Source organism: Bacillus sp. PSXD-155 (assembly GCF_049310765.1).
In the GTDB taxonomy this organism is placed as follows: Bacteria; Bacillota; Bacilli; order Bacillales; family Bacillaceae_G; genus Bacillus_A; species Bacillus_A cereus.
In genome coordinates, this window is record NZ_JBMOWC010000002.1 from 52,511 (window position 1) to 76,709 (window position 24,199).

The following is a 24,199-nucleotide window of genomic DNA, read 5'->3' on the forward strand; positions in this document are numbered from 1 at the left end:
GTTTTACAATTCAATTGGCAAATTGCCTTATTTTAAACCTTCAATAAACTCTTCGATTTGTTCTTGTGTTTTACGATCTTTGTTTACATAGCGACCAGTTTCTTCACCCTTATTGTACGCTACAAAGCTCGGAATGCCAAATACGTCTAATTTTACACATAGATCAATAAACTCATCACGATCTACATAGTAAAATGAGAAATCACTATATTTCTCTTCTACTTCTGGCATAAATGGATCTACAAAGCGGCAGTCTGGGCACCATTCTGCTGAGAACATAAAGACTACATTCTCTTCATTTTTTAACTGTTGGAATTGCTCCATGCTTTCTAATGACTTCATCTATATTTCCTCCTCTAACGAGTGCATGTTTTCATGTTATAATCTTTCTTTTATACTACCATACATCGCGCACGGTGCAAGGTTTATGCTTGCTTTTCGTCATACTTATATTGCCCAACTAACAACTTAACAACGTGTACAAATAATTCCGTGCGGTCGACATAATCATCTGTAAAAATACCGATAGCACCTTCGTGACTACGAATATCTTTTCGCTGCACAAACTCTTCCATCACTTCGCTTAATTCCTTACCATCTTCAAGAGGTGCTAAAAAATCGTCTGGTAACGTAATACGCGCTCCTCCGGCCACAAATACTTTCCCATCAATTGTTGCTAGCGCGCCCCAGTTACACATAAATAAACCGTGCTCCGTTTTCATTACGCCGCCTTCTAGCCCAATACCAATTGGAGCTTCTCCTTCCTCTAGCGCTCGCTTCGCTCTATTAATCGCTCCTTGCATCGTCTCTTCATCTGAGAAAGGCTGAGCTGATACTCCTGACGGAACAGAAAGAGATGTAATTTCAGCATCTTTCCAAACCTTCTCCACAGCGCCAACCTTCGTTTTATTCTTTGATCCTACTACTACTTTCATTTCGTTCACCTCTATAAAAATTCATCATTCTATTCTAATATCCCTATCAGATACGAATTAAGCATCAACCACTACCACATATCACCAAGTCATCTATTCAGCCTAAAAAAGAAGGTTTTTTCTAGCAACATTACCGTCTTCGAAAACAAAAACAGCCTTCCTCTCACTTCCTACTTGGAGTCTTCATACATCATTCGAACACCAATTAAGCACTGACCGCTCCCACTCATCGCTGGGTCATCTATTCAACCTAAAAAAAGAAGGGTTTTTCGCCCTTCTTCTCTACGCGTTATTCTTAATTGTCTCTAACGTCGTTTTATCTGTTGTTCTTACAAGCTTCGTAATTAATTCTTTCGCCGCTGCATAATCATCAACATGTAAAATTGAAGCATGTGTATGAATGTAGCGTGCACAAACACCAATTACTGCTGATGGGATACCAGAGTTACTTGTATGTACACGACCAGCATCTGTACCACCTTGTGAAATAAAGTATTGGTACGGAATGTTGTTTGTTTCTGCTGTATCTAAAATGAATTCGCGCATTCCTCTATGTGTTACCATCGTGCGATCGTAAATACGAAGAAGGGCACCTTTTCCTAATTGACCGAACTGCGTTTTGTCACCAGATGCATCGTTTGCTGGACTTGCATCAAGCGCATAGAAAATGTCTGGTTGAATCATATTTGCAGCGGTTTGCGCTCCGCGAAGACCTACTTCTTCTTGTACAGTAGCACCAGAATATAATGTATTTGGTAATGTTTCGTCTTTTAATTCTTTTAACAATTCGATTGCAAGACCACATCCGTAACGGTTGTCCCAAGCTTTCGCCATAATTTTCTTCTCATTTGCCATCGGTGTGAATGGGCAAATCGGCACGATTTGTTGTCCTGGTTTTACACCAATTTCAATCGCATCTTCATAACTATCTGCACCTATATCAATTAACATATTTTTTATATCCATCGGTTTTGCACGTTGCGCGTCACTTAATAAATGAGGAGGAATAGAACCAACAACCCCAATAACAGGACCATTCTTCGTCATAACTTGTACACGCTGTGCTAATAAAACTTGGCTCCACCAGCCGCCTAACGTTTGAAAACGAAGCATTCCGTTTTTCGTAATTTGCGTAACCATGAAACCTACTTCATCCATATGACCTGCTACAAGAACACGCGGGCCAGTTTCGTCCCCTTTTTTCAGACCAAATACGCTACCTAAACCGTCTTGTACAATTTCATCCGCATATTTGCTTAATTCTTGTTTTATAAAACGGCGTACATCATGTTCAAAACCTGATGCACCTTGTAATTCTGTTAACGTACGAAATAATTGCAATGTCTCTTTATTCACGAAGTCCCCTTCTTTCAAACCTTAGTAGAATACCTCTTTTATTGTAACGAAATTTTCGAAATGTTTCTAGTTTCTTCTTTTTTAGCTGTATTTGCTTTATAATTATTATTGGTACACTATTTTTATTTTATAGAATTGAGGTGAATATATGAGCTGGAAAGGTTTAGTAGCAGGTCTTGGCGTTGGGTTCGCAGCTGGTTATCTCGTTGCAAACAAAGTACAAGAACAATCCCATATTTCTTCAGAAAAAGCATTGAAAATGGTGAAACAAGCATTAAGTCATAAAGGTGAAATTACTGGCTCTTGGGTACATATGGTTCCAGAGACATTTGAAAAATATGATGTCGCATATGAAGTTTATCGCGGCGGTCTTACAACAATGTTAGATGATATACAAGAACGATTTGAATTTTTAGTTGATGCTAAAACAGGTACTGTTTTAGAGGTTATAGCAGCATAAAACGGAGGGTTCCCATTAGGTGAACCTCTTATTTTTTTGAAATTGCGGGTATTGATTAAAATTATATCAGCGATTTTTTAAATATATCGACTTACCGACAAAACCCGACAATAAAAAAGAAGCTGCTCCAATAAATATGATGGAACAACCTCCTATTTTTATGCTTCTATACTCGTTTTCCGTTCTATTTTTTCTACGATATGACCTTCCTCATTCCACTTCACAGCGCGATAATATGCGTCATGGTAAAACGTAAACCATGCCTCTTTTTCAGCACCATACTTCATCCATTTTTGTTTATTTTCAATCGAGGTCATCGGATAATCATCGTATGCCATTACCCATAATACATTTTGATGCGCGTGCGTCGGCAAGAGATCTGCTAAATGTAGCATCGTTTCCCCTTGACTCTCCAAAATGATGACTGCATGTCCATCACTATGCCCACCCGTATGTGCCATCTTGATTTCATCTGTAATTTCTATTTCTTGCTGAAACGTAACAACTTGATCTACAATCGGTTCCCAATTTTCCTTCCAATATGTATTACGGGATCTAATATTTGGGTTCCTCATTTCATTCCACTCTGTTTCACTTACGTAAACTTTTGCATTTGGAAACGCTGGTACAAGGTGATCCCCATCCCATTTTGTTAGGCCAGATGCATGATCAAAATGAAGGTGTGTCATTAAAACATATTGAATATCTTCAGGCTTTAATCCCTGTTTTTCTAACGATTCATAAACCGATGATTCTTCTGTTACACCTTGATTTCGTTTCATCTTCTCATCCAACTTACCGTTTCCTATTCCTGAATCAATGAGCATATTTCCATCTTTCGTTTGTAAAAGTAACGGATCTGTTCGTAAGTAAATATGATTTGTGTCATTATGTTTATATTTACGTGACCAAAGTACTTTCGGCACAACACCAAACATTGCCCCTCCATCTAAATGTGTATTTCCGCCTTTTAACCACGTTACTTTTATATCTCCAATTTGTAACTGTTCCATTACACATCCCCCTTTCAATTAATCTTAACATAAAATTCTGATTATTTTAGATATAAAAAACCTATGCATTACTGCATAGGCTCTGTACGATATTTTGCTTCAACTCGGTAAATACGATGACCTTTACTAGAGAATTTCTCTTCGTATTCAGTCATGATGTTACCTTCAAAGTCGCTGTTATGAAGATCTAAGCTTAAGTAAGTTAGTAACATACCATACTCAGCCATACTCATAAGAGAATATTCAAATAAACCTTGGTTATCTGTTTTGAAATGAATTTCTCCGCCTTCTACTAACACTTCTTCATAATTGCGTAAAAACGTTTTATACGTTAAACGACGCTTCGTATGACGCTTCTTTGGCCATGGATCTGAGAAGTTTAAATAAACGCGATCAATCTCACCTTTTGCAAAGAAAACTGTTAAATCTTCAGCATCTTTATTAATTAACTTTAAGTTCGGCACTTCTTCTTCAATTAATTTATCAAGTGCATCTACAACAACACTTGTGAATTTTTCAATTCCAATATAATTAATATGTGGATTCGCTTTTGCCATATCATACATAAAGCGGCCACGACCTGTACCTACTTCAATATGAATTGGTTGTTCATTTCCAAATACTTCTTTCCAGTTACCAGCGCGCTCCTCTGGGTTTCCGATTACGATATGTGAATACTCGTTAATTCGATCCATTGCATATGGTTTATGTCTTAAACGCATAGATGTCTCCCTCTCTTTACAAAACTATTTTAAAGGAATAATTCCTTCTTTCTTTTTTTAATCAATCTACCAAACAAAAAACCAAGTACGTACGAGCACTCGGTCCGTTTCTTTCAAGTATAAGATGTACCATTTTGATAAAAACTACATACAGCACTAAACATTCCATGACGAAACAGCTTTTTCTCTTACATTTGAAGAGAAAAACAATCGAAAGGATGATCCGTTCATGCCAATTAATCAACAACATCAATTAGAAGTGCTGAAAGATATTTTAGTCAACCACCAAAGTGATTGCTGCGGGACAGTTTCAGAATGCGAGCAATTAGAGCGCCTCATTCAATCGTTACTCGCAAACGATAATATAAGTAGTGACGCTAAAACAATGCTAAACGATGTATATTCTTATAGTCAATCGGGTAAATCTTCCTCTAATTTGGACAACCATATTTCCAATAATCAAGAACAACTTACTCAGTGGATTGCTGGAATGGACAATTTTTCTTAAGTATTATTCTGAAGCAAGTAGTTGCTGTAAATATTGATGCCAATATTCAGCTTCTGCTTGCTGTTTTTTTGTTGTATGCCATTGAATAGACAAAATCGTTTGTGCTATCACATACCATCTCATGCGCCTAAGCAGCGATTCATCCATTTCAATATCATAAAAACCGAGCCACTCACTCCACTCCTGGCGCGGAATGTACCAATATAATAACATACCAAGGTCTAGAGCTGGGTCAGCAATTACAGCTCCATCCCAATCAATTAAAAACAACTCATCTTCATCCGACAATATCCAGTTGTTATGGTTTACATCACAATGGCATACAACGAATTCATTGTATTCAATAGCTTTTAATGAATCCATTAAATATTGAAGGCCTTGCTGAATTGTTTCATCATCCCTTATATCTCCTCTTAAAACGAGTTGCAGTTGTTGTAATAACTCTTGTGCGTGAAGCGGTTGCTTCCCAAGTCTTTGAATCATCTGTACAAGCGCTTTAGAGGAGTGAATTTTCTTCAAAAGTTTCGCAACACGTTCTAGTTTCATATCCTCTGGCTCTAACTTCTGTCCCGGAAGCCATTTTTGAGCAGAAATTACATCACCGTTCGTTACCCTTCTTGTCCAAAGTAATTTTGGAACAATTCCTTCTGCTGACAATACCGCTAAAAAGGGCGATGTATTCCGCTTTAAAAATAACTTCTGTTGTCCGTTTTGCGCAATATATGCATCGCCCGTTACTCCACCAGCCGGTACAAGACTCCACTCTTTTCCTAATAATTGTTCCAACCATTCCATATTCATTACCCGTTAACAAATCCTTATCTTTTATAGTTATGAAAAGAAAAACCGCAACATTTCTACACATGTTGTGGATTCATATATTTTACTGTAAATGAAAAGAAAAATTAGCCTCAGCCAAAAATTCTCTATTTTATTTTACAAAACCTGTCATAGAATGACAACTTATCAAAATCGTCACCTTTGTCAATTCTACATTTATTACATTCTCATCGTCAAGTAGCGATTTGTCACATTATCGTCAATATATACGTGCTAATTGGAGCGAGCCTAAGTTCCTTTCCTCTAAATGAAGAAATTGGCTCTATTTTCGCTTGCTTTTCGTCTACTATCACATGCCACGTTTCTTCTTTCGGAAGTTGCACAGTTTTAGCTTCTAAACCGCTATTAAATAAAACGACAATCTCTTTCCACGGCCCAAACGATTCTGCATGCTCTAGGTGATATGCAAGTACTTCTGTAGATGTTTGTAAAAAAGTCATATGTTTTTTTATAAGGTCTGCGTTTTGTAATCGGAATGCCCCATGCTCTTTACGAATCGCAATTAAACCTTTTATATAGTTAACGGTCTCTATTTCTTTCTCTTTTTGATCCCAATCTAATTGATTGATCTCATCATTTGCATTATAGCTATTTTCATTTCCTTTCTTCGTACGATAAAACTCTTGTCCTGCATGTAAGAAAGGAATACCTTGTGAAAGAATAACCATTGCGCTCGCTAGCAGGTGACGTTTTTTCAAAATCGCTTCTGATTCTTCATTACTGCGCACTAGTTTATCCCACATCGTCATATTATCATGACATTCTACATAGTTAATGCTTTGCGCCGGCTCTAGAAACAGCCCTGTTTCTTTCATACTTAAAAGACTTCCTGCTGCAATATACTGCAAATGATTACAGTCTACATGCCCACCAAATGCAAAACCACGCTTATTTATATGAAATGTACTCCCTTTTATCCCATCACGAAATTGATCATTAAACTGCGCCATATGTGGCATTTTCTTCGCATTATTTAACGTTGCTTTTTCCTCACGAGGAAGCGGTGTTTGTAAATCCCATCCTTCTCCTAATAACAAAGCATCTCGTTTTATGTTTCGCACTTCTTTTTCTATCATATTCATTGTATCAACATCTAAAATTCCCATTAAGTCGAATCGGAATCCATCGACATTGTATTCAGTAAGCCAATATAAAATAGACTCTACAATGAATTTCCTCATCATTTTCCGTTCAGATGCTATATCATTTCCGACTCCCGTCCCATTAGAAGGCATACCATCTTCACCATGACGAAAATAGTATCCTGGAACAAGCTTTTCAAATGATGATAGCTCTCTTTCATAAACATGATTATATACAACATCTATAATTACCCTAATGCCATGCTCATGAAATGTCTCGATTAACTGTTTACACTCTACTATCCTGTTATACGGATCAGAGGGATTTGTAGCATAAAATCCTGTTGGTGCATTGTAATATAATGGATTATACCCCCAATTATAGGCAGACGAAGGATTCGCCTCATCTACACCACCGAAACAATATAACGGTAATAGTTCAACATGTGTAACACCTAAATCTTTTATATGAGACAACCCTGTTAAAGTCCCATTCCGTCCTGTTGTTCCCTCTTCCATCAATCCTTTATATGTTCCCTTTTGAATCACTCCACTATTTTGATGTATAGTCGCATCACGAATATGCAGTTCATACAATATGGCATCTGTCATTGATTGTAATGGTGGTAATCCTTCTCTTCTTGTTACATTCGTTTTTTCTAAATCGATAACAACACCGTGTTTTCCGTTTACCGTCACCGACTTTGCATAAGGATCTACAGCTTCGTTCCATATTAAATTAATACAAACAAGAAATGTATAGCGTGCTCCGTCTAAATCACCTTGTAATGTTTGAATCCAAACTCCGTTTTCTCCCCTGTACATTTCATGATCGGCATATTCTTTATCGCTCTTATAAATTCTTATTTTCGCAAGCCTTGCAGTTGGGGCCCATACTTTAAATGTCGTTTCTTCTTTTTGATACACAGCACCTAAATCTGTACCTTCGTAATAATACTTTTCATCGAAAATTGTTGTTCGAATAACAGCACCTATTTGTAAATCCGTTTCTTCATTCCGTTCATCTCGTACTGTATAATACTTTCCCACATCTAGCGGCTCTTCTATAAAGCACTCATACTTCGTTGCATCTGGAAGCGCAATCGTATGAGCAATCGGTAAATCTTTCACATTACTTCCTTCTTGCAAACGAAATGTCCGACTTGTTCCATACGCATGTGGGAGCAAAATTGTAATTTTATTCATTTCATCTAAATAGGCATCAAATGGACGTTTTACTTTCAACATAAAAAAATCACCATCATTCTCAAAGTTAAAATAAAGTGAAACTTTAATGAGCGAGATAAAATGAGCTGCAAATGATAAGGCTTTTCTTATCAACAAGACTCTATACAGTAACTCCATTCTTCTCTATAGTATATTCACCTGCATAAAAAACGTTTTCACCATTCTATTTTTGTAATTTTATTTCAGCAATCGATTTATACTTCGGGGTTTCTTTCACGTGGGATTCGTATAAAGTAATTGTATCTGCTTGAAATGATATTTCAGGTACTTCTTTTATACTTTCTAAATGAAACTTTTCTTCTCCTATCCATTTACGAGCAACAGTAATATGTGGATGATACGGGCGTGTTTCTAGAGAAAATCCATTTTCTTCACAAATGACATGTACTTGCTTTTGCAACTGAAACAAATCGTGATTCTCACTTACCTTCGCCCAAAAAATACGGGGCTGATCTTCTCTACCAAACGTTGAAAAACCTTGTAACGTGAACGATAGTTCTTTTGTTTTTGTAAGTGTTTGTAATCCATTCTTTATCCCTTTTAACTGTTCTTCTGTCGCACCTCCTAAAAAGGAAAGGGTAATATGATAATCTTCCTTATGTACCCACGAGCGAAATGGTAATTCCTCATTCGTATCCTCTTTATACTTAGACAGCACTTCTTTTATATGATTTGGTAACGTAATTGCGACAAAATAATGCCTATCCATGTACACCGTCTCCTTCTTTCTATTGTTTCTTTTCTTTCTTATCTCATTCAATTAAAAAGAAGCCGCCCTCTAAAGTAGAGAGCGGTCATTATTCATATATCGGCGATTAAAGTTTCACTTTACTTCGCTAGTTCATGAATTGCTTGCGCATAAATTGCTGTTGCTTTTAATAAGTCTTCAATTTCAATGTACTCATCTTTTTGATGCGCAAGTTCTTCTTTTCCAGGGAATAGCGGTCCAAATGCCACACCAGCTTTTAATGAGCGAGCATAAGTACCTCCGCCGATTGCTAACAATTCAGCTTTTTCACCTGTTTGTTCCTCATATACACGTTGCAACGTACGAATTAACTCGTGATCTTTATCAACGTGATGCGGACGAGAGTTAGAATAGTCTGCTACTGCAAATCCATACGTACCTACATATTCTTTTAACTTTGCAATCATTTCTTCAAAGTTAGTCGTAACTGGGTAACGTACGTTTAATCCTAAATTACCACCATTCTCTTTCTTATAAGAAAGGCGACCAACATTCACTGTTAATGGACCGCTAATTTCATCTTTATAAGCAATAGTAGCTTTTTCACCAAAAATATCACCAGTAAATGTTTCTGTTGCAAATGTCGCAAATGCAGTTGCTTTTCCATCAAGTGAAACTGTAGTTAAGAAGTTTGCTAATAATAAACCTGCATTTTCTCCTTTTTCAGGAGTAGATCCGTGCGCTGAAATTCCTTCTATTTGCAACGTCACTGTATTGCCTTCTATAGTCGATTTCCCTATTTTTTTAGCAGTTTGTAAATACTCTTCATATGCTACTGTAAGTGCATTTACATCTTCTCCTGTAATAACCGCTTCTGCAAAATCAGGAACCATATTTAAACGACGCCCTGAATCAAATGAAACAAGTTCATATGTACCTTTTTTCTCTTCACTACCATTTTGCACAACTTGTATATCAGAAATTCCTTTTTCTGCATTAATAATTGGAAAGTCTGCATCTGGTGCAAAACCGATTGTTGGTATTTCTTCGTTTTTAAAGTAGTGATCTACACATTTCCAATTGCTTTCCTCATCTGTTCCTATAATCATACGAACACGTTTTGAAAGAGGTAAGCCTAATTCTTTCACAATTTTCATCGCATAATATGCTGCCATCGTTGGGCCTTTATCGTCAATTGCACCACGTGCAAAAATCTTTCCGTCGCGAATATCCGCACTATACGCAGGAGTCGTCCAGCCATCTCCTTCTGGTACAACATCAACGTGACAAAGAATACCTACTAACTCTTCTCCTTGTCCCATTTCAAGATGACCTGCATATCCTTCTAAATTTTTAGAAGCAAAACCTTCAGCTTCTCCTTTATGTAACATGAAAGATAGCGCTTTTTCTACACCTTCACCGAATGGTGCGCCTTCTTTCGCCGATTCTTCTTCCCATACACTTTTAATTTGTAAAAATTGTTGTGTATCACGAATTAAATCATCTTTTCGTTTTGCAACTTCTTCAGTCCAATTAATCGCTGACATCACGCATCCATCCTTCACTATATTATCTCTTTCATCATAGCAAACCGAAATCCCTTATGCCATACACGAAAACTAAATACCGAACAATTGTAATATTTCAGACATTTCTTATTAGTTTTTCTTTTATTTTTTCAAAAAAATTTGCAGGAATTTGGCGTTTTACGTAGAATTTTATGTGTTAGTTGACTGACCATATATACAATGTCAACTACCAATATTTTTCTATATAAATATTTGTTAAACTTTTGTAAAATTTAAGTAGATTAAAGCATGAATTTTATCATGTAGAGTACAATGGTAGTAACGACCTTCTTTCCTGAATGGGGTCAAAAAAACTAGTAGAGGAGTGGTTTTCTCTTGAAACCTACAACTACTCGTATGCTAACACGCATTAAATCAATTTATATGTACATCAATGAAAACGGAACGGTAACGACGAAAGACCTTGTAGATGAGTTCGGGATCACACCGCGAACGATACAACGTGATCTAAATGTGTTGCAGTTTAATGAACTCGTGTATAGCCCTTGCCGCGGTAAGTGGACAACAACAGGAAAGAAAGTGAGAATGACCTCATAACGAAAAATAATTGTATGTAAATAAATACATACCCCTTTCTAACTATTAGAAAGGGGTTTTTTCTGCACCTATAAAGGTACTACTTTTCAGTATCTACTTGGTATGTTCTTAACATTTCTACTTCTTCATCTGTTAGCTCTCGGTATTGTCCAAGTTCTAGTTCTTCATCTAATACTAACGGACCCATCTCTGTTCTCTTTAGGTAGACTACTTTTTTCCCTACCGCTTCAAACATACGCTTCACTTGATGGAATTTTCCTTCCGTAATCACAAGCTCAATTTCAGAAATATCATCGCTTTTCAATATTGTAAGCGCACCTGGCTTTGTTTCATAGCCATCGTCTAAAATAACACCTTTAGCAAACTCTTTTACATCCTCTTCTGTTACTACTCCTGCAACGTGTGCATAATATTTTTTCGGCACATGCTTTTTCGGAGATAATAATTGATGTGATAACTTCCCATCATTTGTTATCAATAAGAAACCTTCCGTATCGATATCAAGTCGTCCAACTGGGAACGGATCAAAGATTGCATCTTCTAATTCTAATAAATCTATTACTGTTTCATGATTATCATCTTCCGTCGCTGAAATAACACCTTGTGGCTTATGCATCATTAAGTAAACAAACTCTTTGTATTCCACAACTTCACCGTGAATCATAACTTCTTGCTCTTCTACATTTACATGAACTTTCGCATCTTTTACTGGCGTTCCATCAATTTTCACAACGCCATCTTTCAATAATTTCTTTACTTCTTTTCTACTTCCATATCCCATATTCGCTAATAATTTATCTAATCTCACGTTTTTCACCTTCTTTATTTATCATAGAAAAGGGGACGTAATTACGCCCCTCTTGATTTCAACTTTATTTTAAATCTACTACCAAGTTTACGTTGAATTTTATCTAATGCTTCTCCGCCAAATACTCTTTCAAGTACTCCTGTGCGAATTGCTAACAATCCGTAAACAAGACCGCCAATACCTGCACAAATCGCAACTGTTATAAGAGCACCAATACGGCCATCAGGCGAAATCATGAAGGATAGAAGCCATTGTGATAGTTTTACAGCAACGACCATTATAAGTGTCAGTACTGCAATTTGGAATGTTCTTTTATATACAACACCGAATGAATAGTGTGCGTATTTTTTAATTTGTCGATTTGTATACCAAACAGAAGCTAAGAAACCAACTGCGGTCGCTAGAATTGCTCCTACTGTACCGAAATAACGAATAAAGATTACGTTACATACAAATTTCAAAATAACACCCATAATAAGCGCGACAATCGCATGCTTTTGCTGATTAATCCCTTGAAGAATTGCCGCTGTTACTGTAAATAAAGCAAATAACAATGCAACTGGTGCATACCACATTAATACTTGTCCACCTAATGGATCTGAGTCATAGAAAGCAGTGTAAATTGGATATGCAAGTGTTGAAATACCGATAACTGCTGGCAATGTTAAAAACATATTTGCTTGGAATGTTTGTGTAATTTGTAATTTCAAATAGCGGTATTGTTTTTCAGTAAATGATTTTGTAATTGCTGGTACAAGCGTTAAACTAAACGCTGTTGCAAGTGATACAGGAATCATAATTAACTTATGCGTCCACATTGTGAAAATACCAAGCGCTCGCTCTGCGATATCACCTTGACCAATCGCCTGCATAATTGAGTTAAATGTCAATGTATCAATTTGTTGATATAAAGGAATTGTTAACCCAATTACAACGTAAGGAATCGCATATGCGAATAACTCTTTAAACAACTGAACGGTACTTACTGTTGATTCTGGTACAGTTTGTTCAATTAAATATTGATCCAAATATTTTTTACGTTTTAACCAGTACCAAATTAACACACCGAGTGCTCCAACCGCTGAAACGAACGCAGCAAACGTCGCTACTCCAACTGCTGTTGCAACTGTACCGCCAAGTACTTTAATAACGATAAAACTACCAGCTAATAAAAAGACGATACGAATAATTTGTTCAATAATTTGTGAAACGGTAGTTGGTCCCATAGACTGGTGACCTTGGAAATAACCACGAATTAAACTCGCTGCTGGTACAACAATAAGTGCGAAACTTACAAGACGAATGATCGTCGTAACTTCTCCTACATTATTGTGTATACTTTGTTTACCAAGCATCGCTTCTGCAAACAGTGGCGCCGTCATGTACAGTACTAGGAACGAAAGAACTCCTGTTACTATCATCATAACCATTCCCGAGCGGAACATTCTCCGGCTCGTTTTATAATCGCCAAGCGCATTATATTTGGAAACAAATTTTGAAACAGCAAGCGGCACACCTGCCGTTGCGATACTTAAAAAGATCGTATATGGAATGTATCCATATGTATAGAGCGTTCCGCCTTCTGTGCCTACTAATGCATGAAACGGAAAGACGTAAATCATGCCTAAGAACTTTACTAAAAATGTCCCTAGCGTAACAATAAGCGTTCCGCGCAGAAATTTCGAATCGGACATACAAAAATCCTCCTACATCTACATAAAGTGAAACTATAATTAGTTGGAGACTTCTCTCCTACTCCTTATTAGTTGAACCATTCGAGCATTTACAGGCTAACAGACTCCCTATTTACTTCTCCTAAATCTTGAGGTTTTAGTCTTATCGCCTACAAATAGCAGGATAGTGCTGAACTCTAACTTTTGTATTGTACCACAATTCTCTCATTAAGCAGTACTTCACTCTATTTTTCTTTTAAGGGAAAACATGCTATTCTTTTAGGCAGGAAATGTAGAAAATGAGGTCGATATATTATGCATTATGATGTTATTGTCATCGGCGGCGGTCCTTCTGGGCTAATGGCTGCAATTGGTGCTGCAGAAGAAGGCGCAAATGTCTTACTTCTTGATAAAGGAAATAAACTTGGGCGTAAACTTGCGATTTCTGGCGGCGGACGCTGCAACGTAACAAACCGTCTACCACTTGATGAAATTGTTAAACATATACCAGGAAACGGTCGCTTCTTATACAGCGCTTTTTCTATTTTTAATAATGAAGATATTATTACATTCTTCGAAAATCTCGGTGTTAAATTGAAAGAAGAAGACCACGGTCGCATGTTCCCTGTGTCAAACAAAGCACAATCTGTTGTAGACGCACTTTTAACACGATTAAAAGACTTAGGTGTAAAAATCCGTACAAATACGCCTGTTGAAACGATTGAATATGAAAATGGTCAAACGAAGGCAGTTGTACTGCAAACAGGCGAAGTGTTAGAAACAAATCACGTCGTTATCGCTGTTGGCGGAAAATCCGTTCCTCAAACTGGTTCCACTGGAGACGGATACGCTTGGGCTGAAAAAGCAGGTCATACAATTACAGAATTATTCCCAACAGAAGTACCTATCCTGTCAAACGAGCCGTTTATACGTGATCGCTCATTACAAGGTCTTGCTTTACGTGATATAAACTTAAGCGTATTAAACCCGAAAGGAAAAGCTATCATTTCTCACAAAATGGACATGCTCTTCACTCATTTTGGCCTATCTGGTCCTGCTGCTCTTCGCTGTAGTCAATTCGTCGTGAAAGCAATGAAAAAGTTTAAAACGAACACAATACAAATGAGTATTGATGCATTGCCAGAGGAAAATAGTGAGCAATTATTTCAGCGCATGCTGAAACAAATGAAAGAAGATCCGAAAAAAGGAATTAAAAACGTTTTAAAAGGTTATGTCCCTGAACGTTACTTCCTATTCTTATTAGAAAAAAATGAAATTGACGGTAGTGAACAAGCTGGACAAGTTTCTCACGAAAAGATTCGTGCACTTGTGAAAGACTTTAAAGAGTTTACTGTAAATGTAAATGGTACGCAGTCAATTGAAAAAGCATTCGTTACTGGCGGAGGTGTATCCGTGAAAGAAATTAATCCGAAAGAAATGTCTTCTAAATTCACGAACGGCTTATATTTCTGCGGAGAAGTTCTTGATATCCATGGTTATACTGGTGGCTATAATATTACATCAGCCCTTGTTACTGGTAGAATTGCTGGAACGACAGCTGGAGAAAACGCGAAAATGCAATATTAAAAAAAGAAACAGGGATTCCTGTTTCTTTTTTTAATATTGCCATGAAATCATTATCGGCGATTTTCCAAATTTATCAGCGATTCTACAACTTATATCGGCGATTTCTCAAATATATCGACTTACCGACAAGAAGCGACAAACATCTGCTCCATGTAACTTTCCATTGCTTTTTTGTTGCTTTATATACCTTAGTACCTTTATATTTTATATTGTTGAATATTTAAAAAAGGGTAAGGGGAAAACAAATGAGAAAAAAAGTCATGATGTCTTTAATGTTAATGACGTTTCTTTCTGCGGTAGAAGGAACGATTGTTAGTACAGCAATCCCTCGTATAACGAGTGATTTGTCAGGCGTCGAACTTGTTAGTTGGGTATATGCAATTTATATGCTTGCAACAGCTGTTTCGACTCCAATATACGGAAAGCTCGCTGATTTATTCGGTCGTAAAAAGGTTTTACTGATCGGGGCTACAATCTTTTTAGTCGGTTCTGCACTTTGCGGAGTCGTTACATCGATGGAACAATTAATTTTCTTCCGCGCGCTTCAAGGTATCGGTGCTGGTGCTGTTATGCCAATCACAATGACGATTATTGGAGACTTATATAGCGAAGCGAAAGACCGCGCGAAAGCACAAGGTTGGATGAGTGCCGTTTGGGGTGTATCCGGTGTTATCGGACCGTTAGTAGGTGGATTTTTAGTTGATTCCCTTTCTTGGCGTTATATCTTCTTCTTAAACGTTCCATTCGGAATTATCGCTTGCTTAATGATTGTAATTTACTACAAAGAATCTATTAAACCTGCTAAACATCATATCGATTATCTTGGTGCAACAGTTTTTTCATTAAGTACAATCGCTCTACTATATGCATTATTAACAGGTAGCAGTAAGCAAAACTGGGGAGACATAACAATTATCGGCCTATTAATCTTCGCCGTCGTTTCATTTATTATTTTCTTATTCATCGAGAAAAAATCTCCGGAACCATTAATTCCGCTAGCACTTTTCTCTAACCGTACATTATCTACGATAAATATATTAACTCTTATTGCTGGCGCAATGATTATTAGTATTACTGTGTATCTTCCAATTTGGAGCCAGGGTGTTTTAGGAAAAAATGCAACAGAAGCTGGACTCATTTTAATGCCAATTCCTGTTATGTGGACATTTGGTGCTATGTTCTCGGGTAACTTAGTTGGCAAGTTAAAAACGAAACAAATTATTTTACTTGGAGCTAGCATCTTATCAGTTGCTACGTTCTTATTATTTACACTATCAACAAATTCACCATCGTTCCTTATTTATGTAGCAGTCGGATTATTCGGCTTAGGAATGGGGCTTGTGACACCGATTTACATGGTAACAATTCAAGCAGCCGTGCCAGCTCATACACGCGGGACAGCTGTTGGTTTAAATACATTTATTAATACATTTAGTCAAACGTTAGGTGCTGCAATATTCGGTACAATCTTCAATACGATGATTCACGCACGTGGTATTAAAAATCTTGATCTTGTATCTGGTGGACATGGCGGTACTACAGCAAACGTAGTAACCGAATCACAATCCGCATTAGCATCAAGCGTACACGTCATTTATATGAGCACTTTCGTATTAGCAGTATTTACATTAATTATTGCTTGGCTTTTATTAAAGCCAGCTACACAAACAAGTGAGCAACAATAAAAAGGATGACCATTTTGGTCACCCTTTTTTTATTCTTCATTCTCCACAATATGTTTCAGCATGGATAATTTATTATCCCAAAAACGTTCATAATACGAGAGCCACTGTTGTAATTCTTCTAATGGTTCTGGATGCAAACGATATATCTTCTCTCTTCCGCTTTTTCTTCCACTTACTAAATTCGCTTCCGAAAGAATATGAAGGTGCTTTACAACCGCAGTACGACTCATTGGAAAATGATCCGTTATTTTGGAAATCGGTAACTCTTTGTCACTTAATAACCGTATTACTTCTCGGCGGGTTGGATCAGCAATTGCTTGAAATACATCATATTTCGCTGCTGACGAGGACACTTAGCCTTCGACAACCTTTTTCAGTTTTTCATTTACAATCGCTACCCAACCACCGCTCATTCTATCGCGAATAATAGAGCTCTTCGCATTCGCTTTCGGAAGAATTTCATCAGGATGTTTCCAGCCGCCGTGAATTAACGTAAATTCTGTTTTGTTATCTCCTAAGTCTTTCAAATTAAATGAAACAACCCAGCCATCTGTATCCCATGAGAAAGATAAATGGTTTGGCTCATCAATTTCTAACACTTTACATGGTGATGGCCCAAATGGCGATTGCACATGAAATTCATGTCCTACCTCTAATACAAAATCATTTGGCATAAACCATGACGCAATCCCTTCTGCAGTTGATACTACACTCCATACCTTTTGAATAGACGCGTTAAAAACGATTGTTTGTTTAATATCATTTAATGTATTTTGTTGTTCCATGTTCATTCTCCTTTACTCGGCGTTATAACATAACACCTTTTGGTTTCACTTCGATAATATAACACCTTTTAGTTTCATGTCAACGCTAATTCTTTTACTGTTGAGAAATTCTCAACATTTTTTCAACAGGACAAACACCCTCTTAGCATTTCCTCATAATATACTCACAAAGGCAATACAAAATAAAAACTTCTCTCAACATGAAACTCCATCATTCATATTGAAAGAAGCGCCTTACTTATATCATGCGTACTTCGTCTCTCCTCCTTCCCTCAGGGACAATACGCGAGATATGACAAATCAGAAGGAATATGCCCACCATTTGAGTCGGTAGTTATTTCTCTTCTCCTCAACATTTCCTTAGGAGCGAAATGACTACCGACTCACTTTTTTCAAACAAAATAAAAAGGGGTTGAACGCTATGTTCTATTGTATTAACTGCTCTGATATTCATCATGAAAAACATCCAAATGATAAAGTATTCAAAAATGGTTTTTATATTGATCCATTTTTAGGTGATCGTTATCACCTTGGTATGTGTAAAGATGCCCAAAATCACGAAACAGGGGAGCCTCTTTTAACGACAAAGAAATTAGGCGCACCCCAATCTATTATGAATGTATTACCGACACATGTTGTCCCAACATAAAGCATAAAAAAGAGCTGGCTCACCCAGCTCTTTTTTATGCTTTATAAACGATCATTGCTGAAAAACAATAAATTTGGTTTTCATCGTCGTTAATGGAAACACCAACTTGATATTTAATATCTACAAAGTTGCTATCATCAATCTTTTTCAAAAACACATTTACAGCATCTTCTAAGTCTTTTTCGTGACTTTCATCAAACACCTTCACACGAATCATGTTAACACCGTCCTAGATCGCAGCCCTCCGCCGCTTGATTATTGCCACGGTGCGTATCTATGATGCGATAAAACTTTCCATTCTCATATATATATCCGTCTTCTAACACATATTCTTTATCTTCAGTATAGACATAAAACTTACCTATCATAAATTTACTCGTATATAATTCCAAATAATTTGGTCTAAATTTAGCTACAACTTTATTTGTAATATCAATTTTTATTGTGCGCCCCACCTTCTCTCCCTCCTTTGCAAAGAACGGATTTAGGTATATTGTATTAGCGCTTTTACATTTTATGCTTAAAAATAAGTGGATATGCCTTCTTTCTTCACCTGTACTATTTTTCTAAAAAAATCACTATAAATAAGGTCCCCAAAAAAAACATAAAAAAGCACTTTATCTTATTGACTCGAATATAAATATTATGTTATTATATAAAATTTGACATTTTTACATACGTATGCTATCATTAAAAGTGGTTACCACATATGGAGGTGGATGATTTGTTTCAAATTGGTGATAAAATCGTTTATCCAATGCACGGTGCAGGAATTATCGAAGCAATTGAAGAGAAAGAAATATTAGGTACTTCACGTCAATATTGTGTGATACGCATCATTAGTAAAGATATGCAAGTAATGCTTCCGATGGAACAATTAAAAAAATCGGGTATTCGTTATATCGTTGATCGAGGTACGTTAGATGATATACTTCTTGAATTTCAAAACGGGGAGTCAGACCCATCACTCTCATGGAAACAAAGATATACAATGAATATGGAAAAAATGAAAAATGGCAATTTACAAGATAGCGCAGAAGTGGTTCGTGATTTACTTCGCCGTAATAAAGAGAGAACATTAAATGCGAGCGAAAAACAAATGCTAGATAATGCACGAAAAATGATGATCAGCGAAGTCGCGCTCGTACAAAATGTTACTGAACATCAAGCAACAGAATTTCTTCAAGATACAATTAATCACTAAATTTAAAATAGCTGGCCGCTATTTTTTTTGTAAAAAAAGGACGAAGAGTTTTATCTCTTCGTCCTTTTATATTACCCACGCCCAGCTTGAAACGATGGATATAACGTCATTCCACCATCTGCAAATAGCGTAATTCCAGTTACATAACTCGCCTCTGAAGAAGCGAGCCAAGTTGCTACTGCTGCAATTTCTTCAGGGTTTCCAATATAGCCCATCGGTATCATACTTTCTACGTCAGCACGTTTTTTAGGATCAGCAAACTTTTCTGCATTAATCGGCGTATTAATTGCACCTGGTCCAATATTATTTACTCGAATACCTTTTGGCGCATATTCTAGCGCTAACGTTTCTGTCATCAGTTTAATACCACCCTTACTCGCTGCATAGTGCACGAATAGTGGCCACGGAATTTTCTCATGAACACTAGACATATTAATGACAGACCCTTTAATATCATGTTCTACAAAATATTTAATCGCTTCACGACTTCCTAAAAAAGCACCTGTTAAATTTGTATTAATTACCTTATTCCAATCTTCAAGTGGCATTTCATGCGACGGTACCGCGTTTTCTATCCCTGCATTATTAATCATAACGTCAAGCGTACCAAATTCTTTCACAGCAGATTGAATGAGATTCACAACATCTGATTCGACCGTGACATCACCTTTTACAGCAATCGCTTCTCCGCCTACCTTTTTAATTTCTTCTAACACATCATTTGCTTCTGATTCTCGTGAGCGATAATTAATAACCACTTTCGCTTTTTCCTTAGCAAACCTTACTCCCATCGCCCTACCAAGACCAGTTGCTGATCCTGTAATAACGACCACTTTTCCTTCTAAATCACTATACATTTCAATACCTCCTTTAACTTTTTGCTATACCTAACATAATTCCGGCTGCGATAATAAAAACGATACCGACAACGATACCCGTTAATTGGCGTTTCGTTTTCTTTTCACCTAATATAAGGATCCCCCCAAGCGTGGAAATAATAATTCCCATTTGCGATAGCGAGAAACTTGTTGCGACTCCGACACGCGGTTGTGAAATGAATAAAAACATATTTCCAGCTGCCCATATTAATCCTGGAATAATATTTCTTATCGCATATTTATTAAATGGATGATGCTTAAACGTAAGTAAAATCCCCCCTAATACCATACCAACTGCTTGTGGTAATAAAGCCGACCAACCATCTACGTTAAATAACCTAATCACTACTACGTAAACTAAATAACCGACTGTTGAAATTAATAAAATTATGATACCTCTTTTAAAATTTGCTGCTTGCTCTGCATTTTTTTCTTCTTCACTTTGAAGTGATGTTAAAATAACACCGACAATAATACAAACGAGCGCTAAAATCCCAAGGACGACCGATATTGTCGTGGACCATTCATGAAATACGATAACGCCAAATAAAGTCGTCGCAACTAATTGAAGTCCTGTTGAAATTGGCATCGTCCTCGAAACGCCCATTAAATCAATACTTTTCAATTGATTCGCCTGACCAAGCGCCCAAAATAAACCTGACACAACTCCAACCCCAATCACGGTAGGTGTTAATACTGGCTTCATAAAAATATAAACAACAATTGAGAAAATAAGTGCTCCAAACGTTGTTCCAAGCGTTTGACTATACGGTCCCCCGCCCAGTTTTACGTTAAATAACACAATACTCCCCCAAAATATAGCTGGTAAAATTGCTAAAAATATATCCATCGCCCATTACCTTTCTCTGTAAAATGTTATAAATTGAAACTTTAATCATCCCGCAAATAGCGGAATAAGTTACCGCTCTCAATCATTAGAATGAGCTTTCATTTTTTCTTTTTTGCGAGCACAAATCTTTTCTACAACATCATTAGAAACATTTTTTTCTCGCTCCACATTTTTTACCTTTATATGATCTAAATAATCCTCCAAAGTAAGTGTAACTTTGTCATTTGGCGGATTATGCGCCCCTTGAAATGTAAGAAATTGTAGCGTCACTTCAAATCTAGGTACAAATTCATCTTTCCTGCCGAGACGCTTTATATTTATAACTGCATCACATTCATATTGATCTTCTGTCACTTGTCTAATAACCGAATAGTACCTATTCAATAACGCACTCTCTAAAAGCTGTTCTCTTGATTCTTTCGCGAAAGAATCGCTTGGAGAAGAGAAAAAGATAGAACATATCGCTGTAATAATTACACATATTTTTTTCATAACGTCCTCCTTATCCTATAAGTTAGTGTTCTCAAAAACGCCATAAAAAAACGACTTCCCCTACTTAGGAAAGTCGTTTTAAGGAATCCAATATTAACCACCACTCACTGGTGGTATAAGTGCAACCACATCACCATCTTGGACCCTGTCATCTTCATTTGCGTATTCTTCATTAATCGCAACCATAATTGGCTCTGAAACTGGTACATTATATTCTTTCGCAACAACATCTTTTAACTCTGCAACTGTAATATTTTCTTTCTCTATTTGTAATTCACTTGTCCCTGCTTCTTCTTGCAAGTGCGCAAATAACAATACTCTAATCATACTTATAGCTCCTTCCCAGGCTCTCCCGCCGGATATGGTGTTTTTTCTAATTGATCACCAATCCATGAGTCACCATCTTCCCAAAACTCCTTTTTCCAAATCGGAACAATTTGTTTTATGCGTTCCATAATATATTCGTTCGCTTCATAAGCCGCTTTACGGTGTGGTGTTGAAACAGCAACAACAACCGCTATATCAGAAATTTGCAACGTACCGATGCGATGTGTAATCGCAACATATGTACCCGGCCATTTCTCTTTCACTTCCAGACCAATTTTCTCTAGCATCTTTTCTGCCATCGTCTTATAAGCAACATACTCTAAGTATAATGTACGACGCCCTTTCGTAAACTCTCTAACCGTTCCAATAAATGTTGTAACAGCACCGCATTCACGTCGAATCACTTTCTTCGTTACCTCTTCAATCGAGATTTCTGTATCAATTACTTCATAATATGTATTTGTCATTTCGCACTCCTAACCGTTTGTAAAAACCAGTCTATGTACAACTCTTCTTCTGTTATATGAAATACTTTATATTCTTCTCGTATATTTGCCGGGACATCATACCACGTAATAATCGCCACTATATTTTCTACTTTATGTAAAAGTTCAACGTCTTCCGCAGAACGAAGTAACACTACTTTCGGGTAGTTCTCTTTTTTATAGCCCTCTATTAAAATTGTATCCACTTCAAAAAACTCATATAAGCGAATAATTTCTTGCAAGGACCATTTCTTTCTTAGTGAAGAAAGTGAAAGCAATCCAGCACCTTCTACACTACTTACGACAGCACCAGCTTTACGGTGTCTTTCGCTATCTTTTTGCGCTACTTCTGGAAAACCTCCGTGCCCGTGATGTTTAATTGTAGCAACTTTCATTTCACTTTCAGCTAACACATGCACAATTTTCTCTACAAGTGTCGTTTTTCCGCTATTTTGATATCCTACTATTTGTAAGATTGAAGGGGCTTTGCCCATGGCCAATCACATCCCTCAGAGTGCTCTAACAATAATACGGATACTTTCATCCCAGTCTCAAATCCTCTCGTTCCTCCAGGTAACACGATAAAAGCATTCGCATCTGCAAGTGAAGATACCGCACTCGATTTATCTAAACCAACCGGCATCGCTTGTAACGCCCCGTCCACAATCGTTACGTTTGCTCTTACGAAACGAGTAAATGGATTTGGCTTTGAAAAATCTTTTTGTAAAATAGCATCCGCTCTATATACGTGAGGTTCCTTCGCATACAAATACGTTTTTATAATTGGATGCACAAATAATTCAAAGCCTACATAACAAGCAGACGGATTTCCTGATAAACCGAAAAGTAACTTCCCATCAACTTCAGCTACTGTCGTTACACTTCCCGGTCTCATCGCTATTTTATTAAAGAGTACATTCGCCTGTAACCTTTCATAAATAGCTGGTAAGTAGTCATAATCTCCTACTGATACACCGCCTGTTGTAATTAAAATATCGACCTCATCCATCGCTAATTGAACAGCTGTAAAACATGCATCTAGCTCATCGGCGAGTTGACCATAATAACGAACTTTCCCGCCAGCTTTCATAATTTGAGCTGCGATCATATACGAGTTACTATTTCTAATTTTCCCCGGCTGTAACGGCTCATGTACTTCTAGTAATTCACTTCCTGTTGTTACAATACCGACAACAGGCTGTTTTACAACTTTCACAGTGCTATATCCAAACGTTGCTAGTAAGGCCGCAACACCTGGATTAATTGCAACACCTTTCTTAACGAGAACTTGATTTTGTTTTATGTCTTCTCCTTTAAACGACACATTGTCACCGTTATTAAAAGGGCGTTTTAACTTCATATATGTTTTCCCGTTCTTCTCAAACCCTTCTGTCAGCTCGAGCATTACGACTGCATTACATTCTTCTGGAATAGCTGCTCCTGTCATAATGCGAATAGCTTTAAAAGCTCCTACTTCTTCTAAAAAAACAGACCCCGCCCCGATTTCTCCTATTACTTCAAATTCAATTGGATTCTCTTGGGTTGCTCCTTTCGTATCTTCTGCTCGAATGGCGAAACCATCGTAAGGGGAACGATCAAAATGAGGAACGTCATGATCTGAGACAACATCTTCCCCGAGAATTCTCCCGTAACTTTCCGTAATAGAAATTTCTTCTACTTCACCATACTTCGCATATTTCATTACCCGTTCTACTGCCTCAGCAACTTGAATTGGAATTCGTTTTTCTACCATCGTTTCTCACCTCATATTTGCAATTTTTTTTATCTCGATTAAACT

General features: G+C 37.1%; 29 protein-coding genes. 7 read left to right on the forward strand and 22 right to left on the reverse strand.

Features of this window, described 5'->3' with window-relative positions:
• Positions 1 to 27: 27 nt before the first annotated feature.
• From ACO6VI_RS01715 to ACO6VI_RS01725, 3 genes are all read right to left on the reverse strand, one after another.
• The gene (locus ACO6VI_RS01715) at positions 28 to 342 is read right to left on the reverse strand and encodes a thioredoxin family protein (protein WP_000838193.1); all 315 of its coding nucleotides are present in this window, start codon (positions 340 to 342) and stop codon (positions 28 to 30) included.
• 83 nt (positions 343 to 425) lie between these two features.
• On the reverse strand, positions 426 to 935 hold the full coding sequence (locus ACO6VI_RS01720; protein ID WP_000869939.1) for a DUF84 family protein: 510 nt from the start codon (positions 933 to 935) through the stop codon (positions 426 to 428).
• A 282-nt stretch (positions 936 to 1,217) separates the two neighbouring features.
• Positions 1,218 to 2,291, reverse strand: a complete 1,074-nt coding sequence (locus ACO6VI_RS01725) for a M42 family metallopeptidase (protein WP_422422966.1) — start codon at positions 2,289 to 2,291, stop codon at positions 1,218 to 1,220.
• 148 nt (positions 2,292 to 2,439) lie between these two features.
• Between ACO6VI_RS01725 and ACO6VI_RS01730 the strand changes: the two genes are divergently transcribed.
• Positions 2,440 to 2,751 (forward strand): PepSY domain-containing protein, encoded by a 312-nt coding sequence (locus ACO6VI_RS01730; RefSeq protein ID WP_000118541.1) that lies wholly within the window; start codon positions 2,440 to 2,442, stop codon positions 2,749 to 2,751.
• 158 nt (positions 2,752 to 2,909) lie between these two features.
• On the opposite strand, the gene ACO6VI_RS01735 is transcribed toward ACO6VI_RS01730, so the two are convergent.
• Both ACO6VI_RS01735 and trmB read right to left on the reverse strand, forming a co-directional pair.
• Positions 2,910 to 3,764, reverse strand: a complete 855-nt coding sequence (locus ACO6VI_RS01735) for a YtnP family quorum-quenching lactonase (protein ID WP_000436840.1) — start codon at positions 3,762 to 3,764, stop codon at positions 2,910 to 2,912.
• A 68-nt stretch (positions 3,765 to 3,832) separates the two neighbouring features.
• Complete coding sequence (gene trmB / locus ACO6VI_RS01740; RefSeq protein ID WP_001239383.1) at positions 3,833 to 4,486, reverse strand: tRNA (guanosine(46)-N7)-methyltransferase TrmB; 654 nt, start codon at positions 4,484 to 4,486, stop codon at positions 3,833 to 3,835.
• A 229-nt stretch (positions 4,487 to 4,715) separates the two neighbouring features.
• On the opposite strand from trmB, the gene ACO6VI_RS01745 reads away from it, so the two are divergent.
• On the forward strand, positions 4,716 to 4,994 hold the full coding sequence (locus ACO6VI_RS01745) for a YtzH-like family protein (protein WP_001122235.1): 279 nt from the start codon (positions 4,716 to 4,718) through the stop codon (positions 4,992 to 4,994).
• A gap of 3 nt (positions 4,995 to 4,997) precedes the next feature.
• Here ACO6VI_RS01745 and ACO6VI_RS01750 read toward each other — a convergent pair whose 3' ends face one another.
• The 4 genes from ACO6VI_RS01750 to pepV form a co-directional block, all read right to left on the reverse strand.
• Positions 4,998 to 5,795, reverse strand: a complete 798-nt coding sequence (locus ACO6VI_RS01750) for a phosphotransferase family protein (protein ID WP_002094168.1) — start codon at positions 5,793 to 5,795, stop codon at positions 4,998 to 5,000.
• A gap of 227 nt (positions 5,796 to 6,022) precedes the next feature.
• Positions 6,023 to 8,164, reverse strand: coding sequence for a type I pullulanase (gene pulA / locus ACO6VI_RS01755; protein WP_023523197.1), 2,142 nt, complete (start codon positions 8,162 to 8,164; stop codon positions 6,023 to 6,025).
• A gap of 163 nt (positions 8,165 to 8,327) precedes the next feature.
• Positions 8,328 to 8,873 (reverse strand): RNA 2',3'-cyclic phosphodiesterase, encoded by a 546-nt coding sequence (thpR, locus tag ACO6VI_RS01760; RefSeq protein ID WP_063548796.1) that lies wholly within the window; start codon positions 8,871 to 8,873, stop codon positions 8,328 to 8,330.
• A gap of 119 nt (positions 8,874 to 8,992) precedes the next feature.
• Positions 8,993 to 10,399 carry a dipeptidase PepV gene (pepV, locus tag ACO6VI_RS01765; protein WP_422422967.1) on the reverse strand — a complete coding sequence of 469 codons (1,407 nt, stop codon included), beginning with the start codon at positions 10,397 to 10,399 and terminating at the stop codon, positions 8,993 to 8,995.
• Between the two features lie 357 nt (positions 10,400 to 10,756).
• On the opposite strand from pepV, the gene ACO6VI_RS01770 reads away from it, so the two are divergent.
• Positions 10,757 to 10,978, forward strand: coding sequence for a DeoR family transcriptional regulator (locus tag ACO6VI_RS01770; RefSeq protein ID WP_000805512.1), 222 nt, complete (start codon positions 10,757 to 10,759; stop codon positions 10,976 to 10,978).
• A gap of 79 nt (positions 10,979 to 11,057) precedes the next feature.
• Here the strand turns inward: ACO6VI_RS01770 and ACO6VI_RS01775 are convergent, their stop codons facing one another.
• A complete protein-coding gene (locus ACO6VI_RS01775) occupies positions 11,058 to 11,786 on the reverse strand; it encodes a pseudouridine synthase (RefSeq protein WP_001234948.1) in 729 nt (242 codons plus the stop codon).
• Between the two features lie 41 nt (positions 11,787 to 11,827).
• Positions 11,828 to 13,480: a putative polysaccharide biosynthesis protein gene (locus ACO6VI_RS01780; RefSeq protein WP_001284026.1), complete on the reverse strand. Its 1,653-nt coding sequence runs from the start codon at positions 13,478 to 13,480 to the stop codon at positions 11,828 to 11,830.
• Positions 13,481 to 13,774: 294 nt separating this feature from the next.
• Between ACO6VI_RS01780 and ACO6VI_RS01785 the strand changes: the two genes are divergently transcribed.
• Together ACO6VI_RS01785 and ACO6VI_RS01790 are read left to right on the forward strand one after the other, a co-directional pair.
• Positions 13,775 to 15,046, forward strand: a complete 1,272-nt coding sequence (locus ACO6VI_RS01785) for an NAD(P)/FAD-dependent oxidoreductase (RefSeq protein ID WP_088021579.1) — start codon at positions 13,775 to 13,777, stop codon at positions 15,044 to 15,046.
• Positions 15,047 to 15,291: 245 nt separating this feature from the next.
• Positions 15,292 to 16,731, forward strand: a complete 1,440-nt coding sequence (locus ACO6VI_RS01790; RefSeq protein ID WP_001228030.1) for an MDR family MFS transporter — start codon at positions 15,292 to 15,294, stop codon at positions 16,729 to 16,731.
• A gap of 29 nt (positions 16,732 to 16,760) precedes the next feature.
• Here ACO6VI_RS01790 and ACO6VI_RS01795 read toward each other — a convergent pair whose 3' ends face one another.
• Both ACO6VI_RS01795 and ACO6VI_RS01800 read right to left on the reverse strand, forming a co-directional pair.
• Positions 16,761 to 17,084 carry an ArsR/SmtB family transcription factor gene (locus tag ACO6VI_RS01795; RefSeq protein WP_000098837.1) on the reverse strand — a complete coding sequence of 108 codons (324 nt, stop codon included), beginning with the start codon at positions 17,082 to 17,084 and terminating at the stop codon, positions 16,761 to 16,763.
• Positions 17,085 to 17,516 (reverse strand): SRPBCC family protein, encoded by a 432-nt coding sequence (locus tag ACO6VI_RS01800; RefSeq protein WP_000437769.1) that lies wholly within the window; start codon positions 17,514 to 17,516, stop codon positions 17,085 to 17,087.
• A gap of 421 nt (positions 17,517 to 17,937) precedes the next feature.
• Here ACO6VI_RS01800 and ACO6VI_RS01805 point away from each other — a divergent pair, with 421 nt between their 5' ends.
• Positions 17,938 to 18,165 (forward strand): DUF3973 domain-containing protein, encoded by a 228-nt coding sequence (locus tag ACO6VI_RS01805; protein ID WP_016080023.1) that lies wholly within the window; start codon positions 17,938 to 17,940, stop codon positions 18,163 to 18,165.
• A 34-nt stretch (positions 18,166 to 18,199) separates the two neighbouring features.
• Here the strand turns inward: ACO6VI_RS01805 and ACO6VI_RS01810 are convergent, their stop codons facing one another.
• Both ACO6VI_RS01810 and ACO6VI_RS01815 read right to left on the reverse strand, forming a co-directional pair.
• Positions 18,200 to 18,382 carry a sporulation protein Cse60 gene (locus tag ACO6VI_RS01810; RefSeq protein WP_000621751.1) on the reverse strand — a complete coding sequence of 61 codons (183 nt, stop codon included), beginning with the start codon at positions 18,380 to 18,382 and terminating at the stop codon, positions 18,200 to 18,202.
• 1 nt (position 18,383) lies between these two features.
• On the reverse strand, positions 18,384 to 18,620 hold the full coding sequence (locus ACO6VI_RS01815; RefSeq protein WP_000533803.1) for a DUF2553 family protein: 237 nt from the start codon (positions 18,618 to 18,620) through the stop codon (positions 18,384 to 18,386).
• 254 nt (positions 18,621 to 18,874) lie between these two features.
• Here ACO6VI_RS01815 and ACO6VI_RS01820 point away from each other — a divergent pair, with 254 nt between their 5' ends.
• Complete coding sequence (locus tag ACO6VI_RS01820; RefSeq protein WP_000451446.1) at positions 18,875 to 19,369, forward strand: CarD family transcriptional regulator; 495 nt, start codon at positions 18,875 to 18,877, stop codon at positions 19,367 to 19,369.
• Between the two features lie 71 nt (positions 19,370 to 19,440).
• Here the strand turns inward: ACO6VI_RS01820 and ACO6VI_RS01825 are convergent, their stop codons facing one another.
• The 7 genes from ACO6VI_RS01825 to glp all read right to left on the reverse strand — a co-directional run bounded on the left by ACO6VI_RS01825 (position 19,441) and on the right by glp (position 24,154).
• Positions 19,441 to 20,226 (reverse strand): glucose 1-dehydrogenase, encoded by a 786-nt coding sequence (locus ACO6VI_RS01825; RefSeq protein WP_053563527.1) that lies wholly within the window; start codon positions 20,224 to 20,226, stop codon positions 19,441 to 19,443.
• A 13-nt stretch (positions 20,227 to 20,239) separates the two neighbouring features.
• Positions 20,240 to 21,097: a glucose uptake protein GlcU gene (gene glcU / locus ACO6VI_RS01830; protein WP_000350865.1), complete on the reverse strand. Its 858-nt coding sequence runs from the start codon at positions 21,095 to 21,097 to the stop codon at positions 20,240 to 20,242.
• Positions 21,098 to 21,175: 78 nt separating this feature from the next.
• On the reverse strand, positions 21,176 to 21,589 hold the full coding sequence (locus ACO6VI_RS01835) for a DUF3888 domain-containing protein (protein ID WP_000717656.1): 414 nt from the start codon (positions 21,587 to 21,589) through the stop codon (positions 21,176 to 21,178).
• 93 nt (positions 21,590 to 21,682) lie between these two features.
• Positions 21,683 to 21,916, reverse strand: a complete 234-nt coding sequence (gene moaD, locus ACO6VI_RS01840; RefSeq protein WP_000621772.1) for a molybdopterin converting factor subunit 1 — start codon at positions 21,914 to 21,916, stop codon at positions 21,683 to 21,685.
• A gap of 2 nt (positions 21,917 to 21,918) precedes the next feature.
• Positions 21,919 to 22,383: a molybdopterin synthase catalytic subunit MoaE gene (gene moaE, locus ACO6VI_RS01845; RefSeq protein WP_000185943.1), complete on the reverse strand. Its 465-nt coding sequence runs from the start codon at positions 22,381 to 22,383 to the stop codon at positions 21,919 to 21,921.
• Positions 22,380 to 22,895 (reverse strand): molybdopterin-guanine dinucleotide biosynthesis protein B, encoded by a 516-nt coding sequence (mobB, locus tag ACO6VI_RS01850; protein ID WP_098356025.1) that lies wholly within the window; start codon positions 22,893 to 22,895, stop codon positions 22,380 to 22,382. The genes moaE and mobB overlap by 4 nt, the downstream gene beginning before the upstream one ends.
• Positions 22,865 to 24,154: a gephyrin-like molybdotransferase Glp gene (gene glp, locus ACO6VI_RS01855; RefSeq protein ID WP_053563525.1), complete on the reverse strand. Its 1,290-nt coding sequence runs from the start codon at positions 24,152 to 24,154 to the stop codon at positions 22,865 to 22,867. Before glp ends, mobB begins: the two co-directional genes overlap by 31 nt.
• Positions 24,155 to 24,199 lie beyond the last annotated feature (45 nt).